Source organism: Pseudomonas sp. Irchel s3a18, assembly GCF_900187535.1.
Classification (GTDB): Bacteria; Pseudomonadota; Gammaproteobacteria; order Pseudomonadales; family Pseudomonadaceae; genus Aquipseudomonas.
Genome location: NZ_FYDV01000007.1, coordinates 86,436 through 102,449 on the forward strand (window position 1 = coordinate 86,436; position 16,014 = coordinate 102,449).

Annotated in this window: 14 protein-coding genes; all 14 read right to left on the minus strand. The window is 60.6% G+C overall.

The window, feature by feature from the left end:
- Positions 1-141: 141 nt before the first annotated feature.
- The 14 genes from CKW29_RS12205 to CKW29_RS12270 all read right to left on the minus strand — a co-directional run bounded on the left by CKW29_RS12205 (position 142) and on the right by CKW29_RS12270 (position 15,771).
- The gene (locus CKW29_RS12205; protein WP_095145666.1) at positions 142-1,071 is read right to left on the minus strand and encodes a ketoacyl-ACP synthase III; all 930 of its coding nucleotides are present in this window, start codon (positions 1,069-1,071) and stop codon (positions 142-144) included.
- 327 nt (positions 1,072-1,398) lie between these two features.
- Positions 1,399-2,973 carry a flagellar hook-associated protein 3 gene (locus CKW29_RS12210; RefSeq protein WP_095148576.1) on the minus strand — a complete coding sequence of 525 codons (1,575 nt, stop codon included), beginning with the start codon at positions 2,971-2,973 and terminating at the stop codon, positions 1,399-1,401.
- Positions 2,974-2,986: 13 nt separating this feature from the next.
- On the minus strand, positions 2,987-4,999 hold the full coding sequence (flgK, locus tag CKW29_RS12215; protein ID WP_095145664.1) for a flagellar hook-associated protein FlgK: 2,013 nt from the start codon (positions 4,997-4,999) through the stop codon (positions 2,987-2,989).
- 10 nt (positions 5,000-5,009) lie between these two features.
- On the minus strand, positions 5,010-6,293 hold the full coding sequence (gene flgJ / locus CKW29_RS12220; protein ID WP_095148577.1) for a flagellar assembly peptidoglycan hydrolase FlgJ: 1,284 nt from the start codon (positions 6,291-6,293) through the stop codon (positions 5,010-5,012).
- Positions 6,294-6,303: 10 nt separating this feature from the next.
- Positions 6,304-7,413, minus strand: coding sequence for a flagellar basal body P-ring protein FlgI (locus CKW29_RS12225; RefSeq protein ID WP_095148578.1), 1,110 nt, complete (start codon positions 7,411-7,413; stop codon positions 6,304-6,306).
- 15 nt (positions 7,414-7,428) lie between these two features.
- Entirely contained in the window at positions 7,429-8,124 is a 696-nt protein-coding gene (flgH, locus tag CKW29_RS12230; RefSeq protein ID WP_095080165.1) for a flagellar basal body L-ring protein FlgH, read from the minus strand.
- A 52-nt stretch (positions 8,125-8,176) separates the two neighbouring features.
- On the minus strand, positions 8,177-8,962 hold the full coding sequence (flgG, locus tag CKW29_RS12235; RefSeq protein WP_095145661.1) for a flagellar basal-body rod protein FlgG: 786 nt from the start codon (positions 8,960-8,962) through the stop codon (positions 8,177-8,179).
- 45 nt (positions 8,963-9,007) lie between these two features.
- Positions 9,008-9,748, minus strand: a complete 741-nt coding sequence (locus tag CKW29_RS12240; protein ID WP_095148579.1) for a flagellar basal body rod protein FlgF — start codon at positions 9,746-9,748, stop codon at positions 9,008-9,010.
- A gap of 212 nt (positions 9,749-9,960) precedes the next feature.
- On the minus strand, positions 9,961-10,557 hold the full coding sequence (locus tag CKW29_RS12245; RefSeq protein WP_095080168.1) for a cytochrome c3 family protein: 597 nt from the start codon (positions 10,555-10,557) through the stop codon (positions 9,961-9,963).
- 9 nt (positions 10,558-10,566) lie between these two features.
- Positions 10,567-11,058: a nitrate reductase cytochrome c-type subunit gene (locus tag CKW29_RS12250; protein WP_095148580.1), complete on the minus strand. Its 492-nt coding sequence runs from the start codon at positions 11,056-11,058 to the stop codon at positions 10,567-10,569.
- A gap of 11 nt (positions 11,059-11,069) precedes the next feature.
- Positions 11,070-13,574 carry a nitrate reductase catalytic subunit NapA gene (napA, locus tag CKW29_RS12255; RefSeq protein ID WP_095148581.1) on the minus strand — a complete coding sequence of 835 codons (2,505 nt, stop codon included), beginning with the start codon at positions 13,572-13,574 and terminating at the stop codon, positions 11,070-11,072.
- On the minus strand, positions 13,565-13,831 hold the full coding sequence (locus tag CKW29_RS12260; protein ID WP_095080171.1) for a chaperone NapD: 267 nt from the start codon (positions 13,829-13,831) through the stop codon (positions 13,565-13,567). Before CKW29_RS12260 ends, napA begins: the two co-directional genes overlap by 10 nt.
- A 42-nt stretch (positions 13,832-13,873) precedes the next feature.
- Complete coding sequence (locus tag CKW29_RS12265) at positions 13,874-14,041, minus strand: periplasmic nitrate reductase, NapE protein (RefSeq protein WP_095145658.1); 168 nt, start codon at positions 14,039-14,041, stop codon at positions 13,874-13,876.
- 170 nt (positions 14,042-14,211) lie between these two features.
- Positions 14,212-15,771, minus strand: coding sequence for a sigma-54-dependent transcriptional regulator (locus CKW29_RS12270; RefSeq protein ID WP_095145657.1), 1,560 nt, complete (start codon positions 15,769-15,771; stop codon positions 14,212-14,214).
- Between the last annotated feature and the right edge of the window lie 243 nt (positions 15,772-16,014).

A 16,014-nucleotide genomic window follows, 5' to 3' on the forward strand; every position in this document is an offset into this window, starting at 1 on the left:
GTTTTTTTGAATTTTTTAGTGGCATGGTGCCAGCCCTTTGTTTTCAAGGGCTGGCAGCCAGAAACCCGGCGTCAATAAAACGAAAAACGCCCGGGAATGTGCATTCCCGGGCGTTCTGTTCAGCGCTGTAACCGCTCTGGATCAAGGGCGATAGAGAATCGCCGAGCCCCACGACAGGCCAACGCCGAAGCCGCTGATGGCCACGCGCCTCCAAGCGGAGCCGAACACGTGGTTCTGCAGCAGCAGCGGAATGCTCGAGGACACGGTGTTGCCGGTCTCCAGCATGTCCTTGAGGAATTTCTCCGGCTCGCCTTCTTCAAAGCGGCGTGCCACGGCATCGACGATGGCCGCACTGCCCTGGTGAATGCAGAACGCATCAATGTCGCTGGCCTGCAGGTCCGACTCATCGAGCAGCGCATGCAAATGCGCCGGCACTTTGAGCAAGGCAAAGTTGAACACCTGACGACCGTTCATGAAGAACACGCCATCGCTGACCTTCAGGTGCGGCGCACCGGAACCGTCGGTGCCGAACTTGGCCTTGCCCAGGCGCCAGGTCGGGTCTTCGCCCATCCAGGTGACCGTCGCCGCATCACCAAACAGCATGGTGGTGTTGCGGTCTTCCGGGTCAACGATCTTCGAATACGGATCGGCGGTGATCAGCAGGCCGTTTTTCAGCCCCGCCGCTTCCATGAAGCCTTTGAGCGCATAGATGCCGTAGACGTAACCGGAGCAGCCCAGGGAAATATCGAAGGCCGCCACGTGGGTCGGCAGGCCCAGCTTGTCCTGGACGATGGCGGCGGTGTGCGGCAAGCCTTCTTCGTCACCGTTCTGGGTGACGACGATCAGCGCATCAATGGACTCGCGCTTGAGACCGGGGTTGGCTGCGAACAAGGCATTGACTGCCTCGACACACAGGTCGGAGGTTTCCTGCTCGTCACCCTTGCGCGGCAAAAAGGCCGAACCGATCTTGCCGAGAATGAAGGTTTCATCCTTGTCGAACTTTGCACCCTGGGCGTAGTTGTCAACCCCGGCTGCCGGAACGTAACTCGCTATACTTTTTATGCCAATCATTATGGCTTCCCAATAATAAACAGCTGAAAATCACCACTCGCACGCTCGAGGGTGTCGACAGTCAGGGGGCTGCACCACCCCGAACCGGAGGCAATGGCGGGCGTCGATGACGACATTGAACAGGCCCGCAACCTTCACCGCCCGCAGACAGGATACAGTGAAGATGCGCGTTTTGACCCACGGGTCACTCGGCGGCTGATGCTTTCTGTCTTTTTGTGAGTAAAATCAGCTGAAAAGCTGACCCAGTGGTCGATAAAAACCCGAAAAACCCTCAAAAAAAAGACCGGCCCCCACCACGGGAGCCGGCCTCGCGAACCCAGCGTTCGGTCAGAGCTTGTTGAACAACCCCAGCTGGGAGATCTTCGAGAATGCCAACTGCGCCGCCTGCAACATGGTTTGTTGCAAGGTCAGGCGGGTCAGCACCTCAGCCGGGTCGGCCTCCCTGATGCCCGACTGGGTCGAGGTATTGATCAGGCCCGCGCTCTGGTTCTGGTCACTTTGCATGTCCATGACATTGCCCCGCGCACCGATGGCCCCACGAGTCAGGTCGACCTGGCTCTTGGCATTGCCCAGGTTGGCAATGGTCGAGGCCACCGTGCTGTCAAAGCTTCGCTGTGCAGCCGCGTCACCCTGGACCGGTGTTTCAAGCGCCTGGCGAAACTGGCTCAGGGTATCCAGCACGTTCTGGGTCTGGTGGGTATTGACCGAGATGTTGAACTGGTCGTCCGCCACCGGCGTACCACTCACGCTGAAGCTCACTCCCGCCGCCGTCGCCACACCGCCTGCAACCGAGCCCGTGGACACCGGTTGACTGTCGCTGGTCAACGGACTTGCATACAGCTCAAAGGTGGTGGCGCTGGTGAACTTGAGCACCGCCCCACCCTCCGGGAAGAAACCGGCATAGTCGGACGGATTGCTGACCGACGTCTGGGTGACCAGGGCGGTCGACGAATTACCCGGGCTGCGGGAGCTGACAAAACTGTCGGGCTTGGCCGACAGCTGGAAGCTGTGACCGGCGATCGCGGCATCTTCGCCGGCCCCGATATCCGAGTCCTGAAAGGTCACGTCCAGGGCGAAGGTCATGCCCCGGAAGGTCACATCGGAACCGCCCTTGGCCTTGGGATCGAAGGTGCCGCCCTCACTCGCCTCGGCCGTGACGTCATTGCCGGCCGCGTCCGTGATCTTGAACTGGGTGCTGCTCACAAACGACAAGCTGTAAGGCTCGCCACCGCGAAACTTCGAATTGAACTCTGGACTGGAACTCACCAGCCCCGGTGACAGGGCTACACGCCCGTCATCGACCGCCGGAGCCGTCAGGGTGGTCGCCGTGCGACTGGAGTTGATCGCTTGCTGGAACACGCTCCAGCCAGAATCATTGAGCCCCAGGGACAGGGAGTCGCCGATCTTCAGCTCCAGCTGGCTCTGATCACCGTTGTAACTGTAGGTGCCATCGGCATTGCGCGAGAAGGGGGCCACGTCGTTGCTGGCGCCGGAAAACAGGTAGTTTCCGGCCGCGTCCTTGCTGTTCATCAGGCTCAACAGCTGCTCTTCAGCCTGACCGACTTCAGCGGCAATGGACATGCGGTCGTCATCGTTCAGCGAAATGCTACCGGCGCGCACGGCCAGTTCACTGACTTTCTGCAGCACGGTATTGATGCTGTCCAGAACACTTTCTTCTTGCGCCTGGGCGGTCTTCAGCGCCGTGATGTTGGTGTTGTACTGACCCAGCAATGCACTTTGCTGTTCCAGTTGCAGCAAGCGCGCCGCGCCCACCGGGTCATCCCCGGCGGTTTCGAGCTTGATGCCACTGCTGGCCTGCTCGGCCGTCTTGAGCAGGTTGTTCAAGTTGCGCTGATAGCTGGCCGCCGTGTTCTGGTAAAACTGTGCAGTCGAAATACGCATGGTCTACGGCTCCTTATAGACTGTTGATCAGCGTGGCGAAGGTTTCCTGGGCAGCCTTGATGATCTGCGAGGAAGCGCTGTAATACTGCTGATATTTGACCAGGTTGCCCGATTCCTCATCGAGCTGAACGCCGGACAGGGAATCGCGCGCCGCGGCGGCCTGTTGCAGGATCGCGTTGTTGGCGGTGCCGTCCATCTGGCCCTGCTTGGACTTGGCCCCCACCCCGGCCACCAGGCCGCCATAGGCGTCGGTGAAACTGACTCCCGGGCTGGTCGCGCTCGCCCCCACCGTGCCCTTCGACTGCAGCCCGAGCAATGCCTGGGCATTACGGTTGTCATTGCTGCCGGCGGCCGTCATCGAGACATTGAAGCTGTCGCCCTTGCTCGGCGTACCGTTGACGGTCATTTCGAAATTGAAGTTCTGGCTGGCCCCGGCCGAGTCGGTGTACGGCACCTGGATGCTCAGCTGGTTTTCCTGGCCGGGCACGATGCTGCCCGTGCCGAGGGTATTGCCCTGGGCATCCAGCACTTGGTAATCACTGCCCGAGGTCATCAGCACGCGCACCGGCATCGCGGTCTTCACCGCATTCTGCAGATCCAGCGCCTGAGTCGGGTTGTAGATATCCACGCTGGTGGTCAGCGTCGGCTGGCCGACGGCACCCGTGCCCTTGTTGCCCTGAGCCAGGGTCGAGGTCAGCGGGGCGGAGGTTGCCAGGCGCTTGATGTCGGTCATCACCGTCGACAGATCACCGGCACCACTACGGGTCGGGGTGATCTTGAAGCTGTCACCCGGGCTCATGCCGGCGGCACTGTTCAGGCTCAGGGAGAAGCCGTCGATCACCGGCGCCGGGCTGGCGCCCAGGGTGAAGGTGCCCATGTCGGTGTTGTCCGACAGGCGCTTGACGCTATAGCCGGTGGCGCTGGTAAAGGTCACCTGGTAATCGCTGGCGCTGAGCCGGCTGCTGTCGGCAATCGTCACGTTCAGGTTGCCGGACGCCGGGTTGTTGTTACCGCTGGCGATACTGCGCTGACTGATCGCCAGCGCACTGTTGATGTTGCTGAACAGCGCCGCCCCGAACTCACCGTTCTGGTCCAGGCCCTGCCCCAATTGCTTGTTCACCTGGTCAGAGACGACCATGGCGATACGCCCCAGCTCGTTGGTGGCCGGTGCCAGGACGTCATCACGGTAACGCAGCAGGCCGCCCATCTCGCCACCGGTCACGGCGGAGGTGATATCCAGCGTCGAGGAACCGCGATTGATGATGATCGAGCTGCGGCTCGGATCGTTCTTGTCGGTCTGCACCTGCAGCGAGTTGGCGGTGTTGCCCATCACCAGCGGCTGGCCACCCTTGAGGTAGATATCCAGGCTGCCTTCACGCTCGACGACCTGCGTGCCCACCAATTCGGACAGCTGGCGAACGGTCTCGTTGCGCTTGTCCATCAGGTCGTTGGGCATGCCGCCCGAACCGCTGACCTCGCTGATTTTCTGATTGTAGGCCGCCACGGTCGCGGCCAGCTTATTGACCTGGTCCGCCATCGAACCCAGCTGGCTGTTGATGTAGGTGTTCTGCTGCGAGAGCTGCTCGGACATCGAGTTGAAGCGGCTGCTCAGGCTCTGGGCGTTGGTCAGCAACGCCTGGCGCGCGGCGGCGTCGTTCGGAGTCGAAGACAGCGTTTGCAACGACGAGAAGAACGACTGCATCACCTTGGTGATGCCGGTGCCGCTGTCGGACAACAACTTGTCGACCTGGCTGACCTGGCTCAGGTACGCCTGGGCATCACTGTTGAGCGACGTGGTCAGTTGCAGTTGCTTGTCCAGGTAGGAGTTGTAGACCCGACGCACATCAGCCAGCGTGGTGCCACTGCCAATGAAGACGTTGCCGAACTGGTTGGATGCCTTGCTGTTCTGCACGGTCTGCTGGCGCGAGTAACCGGCGGTGTCGGCGTTGGCAATGTTATTACCGGTCGTCATCAATCCAGACTGGCTGCTTGACAGACCCGACATCCCGATATTGAGCAAACTCATGATTCAGACCTTATAAATTCGTGGAAGAGCCAGCCGCAGCGTAGTGCTCGTAGTTCTTCATTTGTTTGGCAATCTGCGAAATCTTGCTGGCGTAGTTCGGGTCGGTGGCATACCCGGCCTTTTGCAACTCGCGTACAAACTGTTCCGGCTTATCGGCCGACTTCAGCACTTCTTGATAGCGATTGTTGTTCTGCAACAAGCTCACCAGGTCATGGAAGCTGTCCTGGTAGGAGGTGTAGGAGCGGAACTCGGCGGTCTCCTTGACCATCTCGCCATTCCTGAACTCACTGGTGATCGCGCGGGCCTGCGCACCCTGCCAACTGCTGCCGGTCTTGATGCCGAACAGGTTGTGGCTGCTGGTGCCGTCCTGCTGGCGCATGACCGATTTGCCGTAGCCGGTTTCCAGCGCCGCCTGAGCCACCAGGTACAGTGGATCGACGCCGATGCGGTCAGCGGCCTGGCGTGCCATCGGCAACATGGTGGCCACGAACTCGTCAGGTGAACTGAAGGATTTTTTCGCCGGTGCCAGCGGCGGCTGCGCCATGGCGCGGCCATAAACCTGCAAGCGACCGCGCTCCGCGGAATAGCTTTGCGCTGGCTGCCAATCCCCTTTGACCAGCGCATTGCCGGTGGTGGTAGCGCGATTAGGCAGCGCGGTATGGGCAGTGGTAGCGGCCGTCCCCGTGGCCGATGGCACCAGCCCCGCCAACAGGCGATCGGCCAGTTTGGGCGGCAAGGCCAGGCGGCGCTGGTTGAGCAACGCCATGTCATTCCCGTGGGCACCCTCGCCCGCACCTTGCGGCGGGCTGACCGAGCGCGAAGCCCACAGCGGACGCTGGCCATTGAGCCGGGACAGTGGCCCGTTGGTCGCTGTGGTGCCGGCGGCGATCGGTGTCTGCACGGCCGCTTTCGCGGCTTCCTGCTTGGCGGCGGACAAGGCCGCCGCCTCACCCGGTGCCAGCGCCTTGTTCTTCGACATCTGCCGCACCAGTACGTCGGCCAGGCCAATACCACCGCCCTCACGAGACATGGAAACCGCCAGTTGCTGGTCGTACATTTCCTGGTATTGCTTGGCCGCTGGCGTGTTCAGCGGATTGTCCTGACCCAGGGCATCGGTGGCCGAGCGCATTGACTTGAGCATTTCGTTGAGGAACAACGACTCGAACTCCTGCGCCACCTTGCGCATGTTGCCTTCGCTGTTCTTGTCGCCGACCTTGAGCTGGTTAAGCCGGTTGAGGTCCGAGTAGGAACCCGAATCGCTGCTGCTGACCAGGCCGCTCTTGTGAATATCCATGCCCGCTACCTCAAATCACGATCAGGTCGGCTTGCAAGGCGCCGGCCTGCTTCAAGGCTTCGAGGATCGCCATCAAGTCACCCGGTGCCGCCCCCACCTGGTTCACCGCCCGCACGATCTCGTCCAGCGTGGTACCCGGGCCGAACTTGAACATCGGCTTGGCTTCCTGCTGGGCGTCGACTCGCGAACGTGGCACGACCGCCGTCTGGCCATTGGAGAACGCGCCGGGCTGGCTGACGATCGGGTCTTCGGTGATGGTCACGGTCAGGCTGCCGTGGGTCACGGCGGCCGGCGAGACCTTGACGTTCTGGCCGATCACGATGGTCCCGGTACGCGAATTGATGATGACCTTGGCCACCGCCTGGCCCGGATCGACTTCAAGATTTTCCAGGATCGACAGGTAGTCGACGCGCTGGCTCGGATCGAGTGGCGCGGTGACGCGAATCGAACCGCCATCGATGGCCTGGGCAACGCCAGGGCCAAGCATGTCGTTGATCTTGTCGACGATGCGCTTGGCGGTGGTGAAGTCCGAGCGGTTGAGGTTCAGGGTCAGGCTATTGCCCTGGTTGAAGCCACTGGGCACTGCTCGCTCCACCGAGGCACCGCCGGGAATACGACCGGCCGACGGAACGTTGACGGTGATCTTCGAGCCATCACGCCCCTCGGCATCAAAACCGCCCACCACCAGGTTGCCCTGGGCGACCGCATAGACGTTGCCGTCGATCCCCTTGAGCGGTGTCAGCAACAAGGTGCCACCACGCAGGCTCTTGGAGTTGCCGATCGACGAGACTGTGATGTCGACCTGCTGACCCGGCTTGGCGAAGGGTGGCAGGTCGGCACTGATCGACACCGCCGCGACGTTCTTCAACTGCACGTTCCCCGAGCCCGGCGGCACCTTGATGCCGAACTGCGACAGCATGTTGTTGAAGGTCTGCAGGGTGAACGGGGTCTGCGTGGTCTGGTCGCCCGTGCCGTTGAGCCCGACCACCAGGCCATAGCCGATCAACTGGTTGGAACGCACGCCCGAAATACTGGCGATGTCCTTCAACCGCTCGGCCTGGACGCCGAGGGAAGTGGACAGCAACAACGCGGCCGCCATCAGGTGCTTGAAGTTCAGCATGGAAATAGTCATCACCTAGAAAGGGAACAGCGGGCTTAAGAAGAAACGGTCGAACCAGCCTGGCTGACTCGCATCGGCAAACGAGCCGGTACCCGAATAGGTGATGCGCGCATCGGCGATACGGGTCGAGGGCACGGTGTTGTCGGTGGCGATATCGTCTGCCCGCACCAGGCCGGCAATACGCACCAGTTCGTCGCCCGTGTTGAGGGTCATCCACTTCTCGCCGCGCACGGAGATGATGCCGTTGGGCAGGACGTCCGCCACCGTCACGGTGATCGAACCGGTCAGGCTGTTGCCCTGCCCCGCCTTGCTGTCACCCTTGGTCGCGCGCTCACCGCTGTAGCCGGCCTCCAGGCTCAGGTCGCCACTGCCAAACGGGTTGTTGGTGTTGGGCACGCTGCCGAACAACGAGGTCAGGCCGATGTCGGCCTTGCTGGTCTTGCCCACCTGGGAGTTGGCGTTTTTGCTGGCCTGGGTTTTTTCGTTCAGGGTGATGGTGATGATGTCACCGACCCGGAACGCCTTGCGGTCGCTGTACAGATTCTGCTCGAACCCGGCCTGATAGATCGAGCCGTTGTTGGCCGCTGCCGGCAGTGGCGTGCGCGGCAACACCGGTGCGTAGTAAGGGTCATTGGGTTTCGGCGTCGGCCCGACGCAGCCCGCCAGCACGGCGATCCCACTCAGTGCGAGAACAGATACAAAGCGATTCATGACCCTAACCTCACGGTGTTGCAGGCGGCCTCACGCCGCCCCATAGACTGGATTACAGATTCTGCGTTACGAACGAGAGCATCTGGTCGGCGGTGGAGATCACTTTGGAGTTCATCTCGTAGGCGCGCTGGGTGGTGATCATGTTGACCATCTCCTCGACCGTGCTGACGTTGGAGGTTTCCAGGGTGTTCTGCAGCGTGGTACCGAAACCGTTCAGGCCCGGGGTGCCGACCTGCGGCGCACCGCTGGCGGCGGTTTCCAGGAACAGGTTGTTGCCCGTTGCCTGCAAGCCGGCCGGGTTGATGAAGTCGGCGGTTTGCAGGTTGCCGATCACCTGGGCCGCCGGGTTGCCGGCGATGGTGATCGAAACGGTGCCGTCACGGCCCACGGTGAAGGTCTGGGCTTCGTTGGGGATAACGATGGCCGGTTCCAGAGCAAACCCGGCGGAGGTCACGATCTGGCCATTGGAGTCCAGGTGGAAGGTACCGTCGCGGGTGTAGGACGTGGTGCCATCCGGTTGCAGGATCTGGAAGAAACCACGGCCGTCGATGGCCATGTCCAGCGGCTGCTCGGTGGTCTGCAGGCTACCGGCGCTGAAGTTCTTCTGGGTGCCGACGATGCGCACACCGGTACCCAGTTGCAGGCCCGACGGCAGTTCGCTGTCCTGGGTCGACTGGGCGCCAGGCTGACGCTTTATCTGGTACAGCAAGTCCTGGAACTCGGCACGGTCACGCTTGAAACCCGTGGTCGAGACGTTTGCCAGGTTGTTGGAAATAGTCGTCAGGTTAGTGTCCTGGGCGGACAGGCCTGTCTTGGCAACCCATAGAGCCGGAAGCATTCGATTCTCCTCGTGCGCCTGTTTTACGGCGCGACGTTCTGATAATTAGCTGATCTGCAAGACCCGAGCCATGGCCTGGTCGTCTTCTTTGGCGGTGTTCATCATCTTGATGTGCAGCTCGAACTGCTTGGCCAGCGCCAGCACCGACGTCATCTCTTCCACCGCGTTGACGTTGCTCGACTCAAGGAACCCCGACACCAGTTGCACGTTGGCATCGGCCGGCGCCGGCTGGCCGTCCTTGGTGTGGATCGAACCGTCCAGGCCCTTGGTCATGTTCTTCAGGTCAGGGTTGACCAACTTGATGCGGTCGACTTCAGCCATCACGCTCGGGCCTTCGCCCAGGGCACGGATGCTGATGGTGCCGTCCTGGCCGACTTCGATTTTCTGCTCGGGCGGCACGGCGATCGGCCCGCCATTGCCCATGACCGGCATGCCGTTGCCGGCGCGCAACACGCCCAGGGCATCGACATTCAGGCTGCCGGTGCGCACATAGCTTTCACCGCCATCGGGGTTCTGCACGGCAATCCAGCCGTTACCGCTGACCGCCACGTCGAGGTCACGACCGGTTTCCACCAGCGAGCCGGGGCTGAAGTCGGTGGCAGGACGTTCGCTCATGGCGAAGGTGCGCGCCGGAAAGCTGTCGCCAAACACCGGCATCGACCGCGCCTGCTCCAGGTCTTTCTGAAAACCGTTGGTGGAGATGTTCGCCAGGTTGTTGGCATGGGCCTTCTGCGCCAGTGCGTTCTGGCTGGCGCCGGTCATTGCCACATAAAGGTACTTGTCCACAATCGTTCCTCTGCATGCCGGACGTTTGCCGCCCACTGCTGTACTGCGCAGGCTGTAGCAATTTGCAGACCAACTTGCGCGCAGAGGTTCGAAGTCCTTTAAACACAGGACATGAGGACAATCAGAGGGGAATGATGGCGTGGGTCAAAGACGAAAAACCGGCGCACTTATGCCGTTTGACGGCAATGCGCCGAAGCGCACCTGCTGAATCGCTACCAGCCTTTGACCCCGCTCATGTCCGGTAGCTTGTGGGCGATGCCCTTGTGGCAGTCGATGCAGGTCGCCTGCCCCGTCGCCAGTGAAGTGGAATGCATGCTGACCGCGCGCTTGCCCTGGCGGGTGAAATCCATGAACTCGAAGTTGTGGCAATTGCGGCATTCCCTGGAGTCGTTGGCCTTGAGCCTGGCCCACTCGTGCTCCGCCAGCTCGCGGCGCATACCGAGGAATTTCTCACGGGTACTGATGGTCCCGAACACCTTGCCCCAGACCTCTTTCGACGCCTGCATCTTGCGTGCAATCTTGTGGGTCCATTCGTGTGGCACGTGGCAGTCCGGGCAGGTCGCACGCACGCCCGAGCGATTGGTGTAGTGAATGGTTTCCTGCAATTCGACGTAGACGTTGTCGCGCATCTCATGGCACGAGATGCAGAACTTCTCGGTATTGGTCGCTTCCAGCGCCGTGTTGAAACCGCCCCAGAAGATCACCCCGGCAATGAACCCCCCAAGCGTCAGAAAGCCCAGGCTGTAATGGACGCTGGGTCGACGCAGAATGGCCCAATAGTCTTTGAGCAGGACAAGCAATGACTTCATGACCGCTCCTCAAGGCTTCTGCGTGTTGTTGATTTCATCTTGCAGTACCTGGTCAATATTCTTGAAGCTGTTGTTCACCAGCGGCTTCACGTCTTTCTGCGGCACGTGACACTGGTTGCAGAAATATCGACGGGGGGAAACCGCCGCCAGCGCCTGGCCATCCCGGTCCATGTAATGGGTGATGCTGATCATCGGCGCCTGGGTGCGCGCACTGTTGGCACGGCTATGACAGGACAGGCACTTGTTGCTGTTCTTATCGACGTGATAACCGCGAATGCTGTGGGGAATGGTCGGTGGTTGCTCGGGATAATTGCGCTCACGCTTGAGGTCCTTGTTCTCGTCATCGGCAATCGGCGGGGCCGGCAACTCCTGGGTCAGGGTGCCACCTGCCCGCCGACCATCCGGCGCGGGTGCATCCAGCGGATAACCCGGCTGCGCGGCGAAAGCCACCGGCAACCAGACCAGCAGCGCGGCAAGCAAGGACAGCGAACGACCATTCATCAAAGCTCTCCTTACGCTGTCTTGATCAGCTCGATCCTGACGGCACATTTCTTGTAATCCGTCTGTTTGGAGATCGGGTCCGTCGCATCGAGCGTGACCTTGTTGATCAACCTGTTAGCATCGAAGAACGGCACGAACACCAAGCCCGGTGGCGGCTTGTTACGGCCTCGGGTTTCGATGCGCCCGCGCATTTCACCGCGGCGACTGATCACTTTGACTTCACTGCCGCGACGGGCATTCAAGGCCTTGGCATCGTCCGGGTGCATGTACACCAACGCGTCGGGCACCGCCTTGTGGAGCTCTTCCACGCGCTGGGTCATGGACCCGGTATGCCAATGCTCCAGGACCCGCCCGGTGCTCAGCCAGAACGGGAAGTCCGCATCCGGGGCTTCCGCCGGCGGCTCGTAGGGCAGCGCAAAGATGATCGCTTTCTTGTCGGGGTAGCCATAGAACTGAACACCACTGCCCTTTTCCACGTAAGGGTCATAGCCTTCACGAAAGCGCCAGCGGGTTTCCTTGCCGTCGACAACCGGCCAGCGCAAACCCCGCTCGGTGTGATAGAGATCAAAGGGTGCAAGGTCATGGCCGTGCCCCCGGCCGAACTGGGCATACTCTTCGAACAGGCCTTTTTGCAGGTAGAAACCAAAGTCCTTGGCCTCAGAGTTTTGATAGGCGGCGTCCAGTTGCTCATTCGGAAACTGGTCGACCTGACCGTTCTTGAACAACACCTCAAACAGGGTCTTGTCCTTGTATTGTGGTGAGGTTGCCAGCAACTCCGCCGGCCAGACTTCGTCGGTCGTGAATCGCTTGGAAAACTCGACCAGTTGCCAGAGATCGGACCTGGCGTCACCCGGTGCCGTCACCAACTGATGCCAGAACTGAGTGCGTCGTTCTGCATTGCCATAAGCGCCCTCTTTTTCGACCCACATCGCTGTCGGCAGAATCAGATCGGCCGCTTGCGCGGAAACCGTCGGGTACACGTCGGACACAATCACGAAGTTCTGGGGATTACGCCAGCCGGGCAGTACTTCCTGCATGATATTGGGACCGGCCTGCATGTTGTTGCTGGCCATGGTCCAGTAGACATTAATCACACTGTCCTTGAGCATGCGGCTCTGCTGCACCGCGTGGAACCCGATCTTTTCATTGACGGTACCCGGCGGCACCTTCCAGATTTTTTCAGCCTTCGCACGGTGCGCCGGGTTGGTGACCACCAGGTCCGCGGGCAGGCGATGGGAGAACGTCCCCACTTCCCGCGCCGTGCCACAGGCCGATGGCTGGCCGGTCAGGGAGAAGGGACTGTTGCCCGGCTCGCTGATCTTGCCGGTCAGCAGATGGATGTTGTAGATCAGGTTATTGGCCCACACCCCGCGTGTGTGCTGGTTAAAGCCCATGGTCCAGAATGAAACCACTTTGCGCTTCGGGTCCGCGTACAGTTGCGCCAAGGCCTCGAGGCGCTCGGCCGGCACCCCGGTTTCCCTGGCGGTGCGCTCCAGGGTGTAGGGTTTTACAAAGGCGGCGAACTGCTCGAAGTCGATATCGCTCCAGGTGTTCGCCTTGGCCGCATTCTTGGCCTTCATCTCCAGCGGATCATCGCTGCGCAGACCGTAGCCGATGTCATCGACACCCTTGGCGAACTTGGTGTGTTTGCTGACAAACTCCTTGTTCACCGAGCCACTTTCAATGATGTAGTTGGCAATGTAATTGAGGATCAGCAGGTCGGTCTGTGGCTTGAACACCATCGGGATGTCGGCCAGCTCAAAGCTGCGGTGCTCGAAGGTGGACAGTACCGCGACCTTGACGTCGGGCTGGCTCATCCGGCGATCCGTCACCCGACTCCAGAGAATCGGGTGCATCTCCGCCATGTTCGATCCCCACAAGACGAACGCGTCGGTGACTTCGATATCGTCATAACAGCCCATGGGTTCGTCGATGCCGAACGTACGCATGAACCCCATGACCGCGGAGGCCATGCAATGACGCGCATTGGGATCGATGTTGTTGGTGCGAAATCCCGCCTTCATGAGTTTGTTGGCGGCATAACCTTCCCAGACGGTCCACTGCCCGGAGCCGAACATCGCGATCGATTCGGCGCCCTTGTTTTTCAGCGCCTCCTTGAACTTCAACTCCATCACATCGAAGGCTTGCTCCCAGGAAACCGGCTGGAACTCGCCTTGCTTGTCATAGCGCCCATCCGTCATGCGCAGCAGGGGCTGGGTCAGACGATCCACCCCGTACATGATCTTGGACAAAAAGTAGCCCTTGACGCAGTTCAGGCCACGGTTGACCTCGGCTTTCACATCACCGTGGGTCGCCACCACCCGGTTGTCCTTGGTCGCGACCATCACACTGCAACCGGTGCCGCAAAAGCGGCAAGGGGCCTTGTTCCAGTTCAAGGCGACCATGTCCTGTTCAGTAATCAGGTTGCTGGCCGAAGTGAACACCGGAAGCCCGGCAGCGGCCGCAGCAATCCCGGCAGCCTGGGCCTTGACGAATTCGCGCCGAGTCATAGGCATGCGTTTTCTCCCGTTACATCGAGTATCTCGTGATAGACGAGGGAGGCATTGAGCACACCCGGCAGGCGACCGATCTGCTCGATCCGCTGAAACATCTGGTGTTCGCCGTGCATTTCCAGCACGACCACCAGTTTTCCATCAGGACTTTCCTGGTGCAGCTCAACGCCTTTGAGCAAGCGCAGATTAGCCTTCACCGCGTCAAACAAAGCAGGACGGGCGAGCACCACCAGACTGGCGATATGGAGGGTTTCTTTCATGGCCAGCACACTCCTTGCCTTAGTACTGAACAGGACAAGCAATCAGTGAGGTGGCCCTGGGGGACCGAGCAACATCTGCAAGAACCAGACGAAAAACCCGTAGCCACCGACGATGGCGACCGATAGCAGTGGAAACAGAAAAACAATCAAGAACAGGAACAGTCGAGTTTCTTTGCGTACTCGTTGAGCGGACTCATCTGCCGAAGGCATGGTTAACGCTCCTGCCAAATAGTGCACTGAGCCTAGATGGCCTGCGGGGCAATTTCCATGATTTGGATCAGCGGCAGATCAATCAGGCTCAATAACCACTCGATCAAGATTGGCAGTGCGTAACCATGGCCCGGCTTTTTAAGCGCAGCCCCTTGAGCACGGCATAGACATCAACGCTCAAGCTTGCCTATTTCATACTCGCGCAACTTGTTGGCAATCGTGGTGTGGGAAACACCCAGGCGCTTACCCAGCAACCGGCTGCTCGAATGCTCGGAATACAAGCGCTCCAGCACGGCTTTTTCAAAACGCCCGACGATCTCATCCAGCCCGCCCTCCAGCGAAAAATCCCCCAGCGGCTGGCGCACACCGTAATCCGGCAGGCGTATGTGTTCGGCCTTGACCGTGCCACCGTCGCACAAGGACACCGCCTGAAACAGCACGTTCTCCAGTTGCCGGACATTGCCGGGCCAGTGGTAGTGGCTGAGCCGCTCCATGGCCGCGGGCGCCAGTTTCGGCAACGGGCAGCCGATCTGCCGGCTGGCCTGATCGAGGAAGTGCTCCACCAGCGGTGTCAGCCCATCCAGGCATTCGCGCAGCGGCGGGATGTGCAGCGACAGCACATTCAAGCGATGGTAAAGGTCCTGGCGGAACTCGCCCCGGGCGCACAGTTCCGACAAGTCGACCTGCGTGGCGCAGATCACACGCACGTCCAGGTACACCTCTTCATCGCTGCCGACCCTGCGGAAGCAACCGTCCTGCAAGAACCGCAGCAACTTGACCTGCAAGCGCGGGCTCATTTCGCCGACGCCGTCGAGAAACAGCGTACCGCCCGCCGTCAGCTCCAGCAGCCCGAGCTTGCCTTCGGCCCGCGCCCCTTCGAATGCGCCGGGGCCATAACCAAACAGCTCGGTCTCGGCCATCGACTCCGGCAATCCGGCGCAGTTGAGCGCCATCAGCGGCGACTGCCCGCGCGGGCTGGCCAGGTGACAGGCGCGCGCCAGCAGCTCCTTGCCGGTACCGGTTTCACCTTCGATCAACAGCGGCGCATCCAGGGGCGCCATGCGCCGTGCCTCACGGACCACCGCCGCCATGACCCGGGAGCTTTGGAAAATGCTGTCGAAGCCACGCAGTTCCTGCTTGCGCACGTTGTAGATGCGTTCGCCGACCCGGTCCGCCCGATGCAAGGTCAACACCGCTCCGGCCATGGCTTCGCTGTCGTCATGCTCCGATTGCAGGGGAGCGATATCGGCCAGGAACACGTCTCCTTTGACCTTGACCCGCAAGCCATTGATCCGCGACTTGTTGGCGCGCACCAGTTCCGGCAGATCGAAGTCCTCGGCATAACGCGACAAGGGAATGCCCGGCACTTCGTCGACCCGCACACCGAGCAACTGCGCCGCCGCGCGGTTGGCCGCGACAATCGAACCGCCCATGTCGATCGACAGCACCGGAAACTCCAGGGCGCCGAGCAAGGCATTGAGCTCCATGTGCCGACGCTCGCTGGGCATCAGCCCTACGCGCTTGACGCCGAACACCCCGGCAATCGCCTCGAATTTCGGGCGCAAGGCCTGGAACTGAAGGTTGATCAGGTTCGGGCAATGCAGGTAGATCGCGTTGCCATGCTCACCGCCGACTTCGCCACGAGCGACGTTGATCCCGTACTCCACCAGCAGATTGAGGATGTCACGCAGAATGCCGATGCGGTTCTGGCAATGGACTTTGATACGCATATAAAGGCCCGAACGAGGAAAAATACGGCGTGCGGTGTGGATTTTTCTGCCGACGCACGAAGTTTGTCGTCAAGATTATGTGACAGGTGCACGGCTTTTCAAACCATGAAATCTCAGCAGTTACGTGACACAGGTCAATCCGTAACGAAAAGTTTACGAATTTCAGGATTTTTTCCTACGCTCACCCCTCACACCCTGCTGCAAGGTCGCGTACTTCGGGTTATCACTAGATCCATCAGCACG

What these genes read in the sequence shown, in the direction of transcription:
- CKW29_RS12205 (WP_095145666.1), bottom strand. Translation starts at nt 1,071, where the DNA reads ATGATTGGCATAAAAAGTATAGCGAGTTACGTTCCGGCAGCCGGGGTT.
- CKW29_RS12210 (WP_095148576.1), bottom strand. Translation starts at nt 2,973, where the DNA reads ATGCGTATTTCGACTGCACAGTTTTACCAGAACACGGCGGCCAGCTAT.
- flgK (WP_095145664.1), bottom strand. Translation starts at nt 4,999, where the DNA reads ATGAGTTTGCTCAATATCGGGATGTCGGGTCTGTCAAGCAGCCAGTCT.
- flgJ (WP_095148577.1), bottom strand. Translation starts at nt 6,293, where the DNA reads ATGGATATTCACAAGAGCGGCCTGGTCAGCAGCAGCGATTCGGGTTCC.
- CKW29_RS12225 (WP_095148578.1), bottom strand. Translation starts at nt 7,413, where the DNA reads ATGCTGAACTTCAAGCACCTGATGGCGGCCGCGTTGTTGCTGTCCACT.
- flgH (WP_095080165.1), bottom strand. Translation starts at nt 8,124, where the DNA reads ATGAATCGCTTTGTATCTGTTCTCGCACTGAGTGGGATCGCCGTGCTG.
- flgG (WP_095145661.1), bottom strand. Translation starts at nt 8,962, where the DNA reads ATGCTTCCGGCTCTATGGGTTGCCAAGACAGGCCTGTCCGCCCAGGAC.
- CKW29_RS12245 (WP_095080168.1), bottom strand. Translation starts at nt 10,557, where the DNA reads ATGAAGTCATTGCTTGTCCTGCTCAAAGACTATTGGGCCATTCTGCGT.
- CKW29_RS12250 (WP_095148580.1), bottom strand. Translation starts at nt 11,058, where the DNA reads ATGAATGGTCGTTCGCTGTCCTTGCTTGCCGCGCTGCTGGTCTGGTTG.
- napA (WP_095148581.1), bottom strand. Translation starts at nt 13,574, where the DNA reads ATGCCTATGACTCGGCGCGAATTCGTCAAGGCCCAGGCTGCCGGGATT.
- CKW29_RS12260 (WP_095080171.1), bottom strand. Translation starts at nt 13,831, where the DNA reads ATGAAAGAAACCCTCCATATCGCCAGTCTGGTGGTGCTCGCCCGTCCT.
- CKW29_RS12265 (WP_095145658.1), bottom strand. Translation starts at nt 14,041, where the DNA reads ATGCCTTCGGCAGATGAGTCCGCTCAACGAGTACGCAAAGAAACTCGA.
- CKW29_RS12270 (WP_095145657.1), bottom strand. Translation starts at nt 15,771, where the DNA reads ATGCGTATCAAAGTCCATTGCCAGAACCGCATCGGCATTCTGCGTGAC.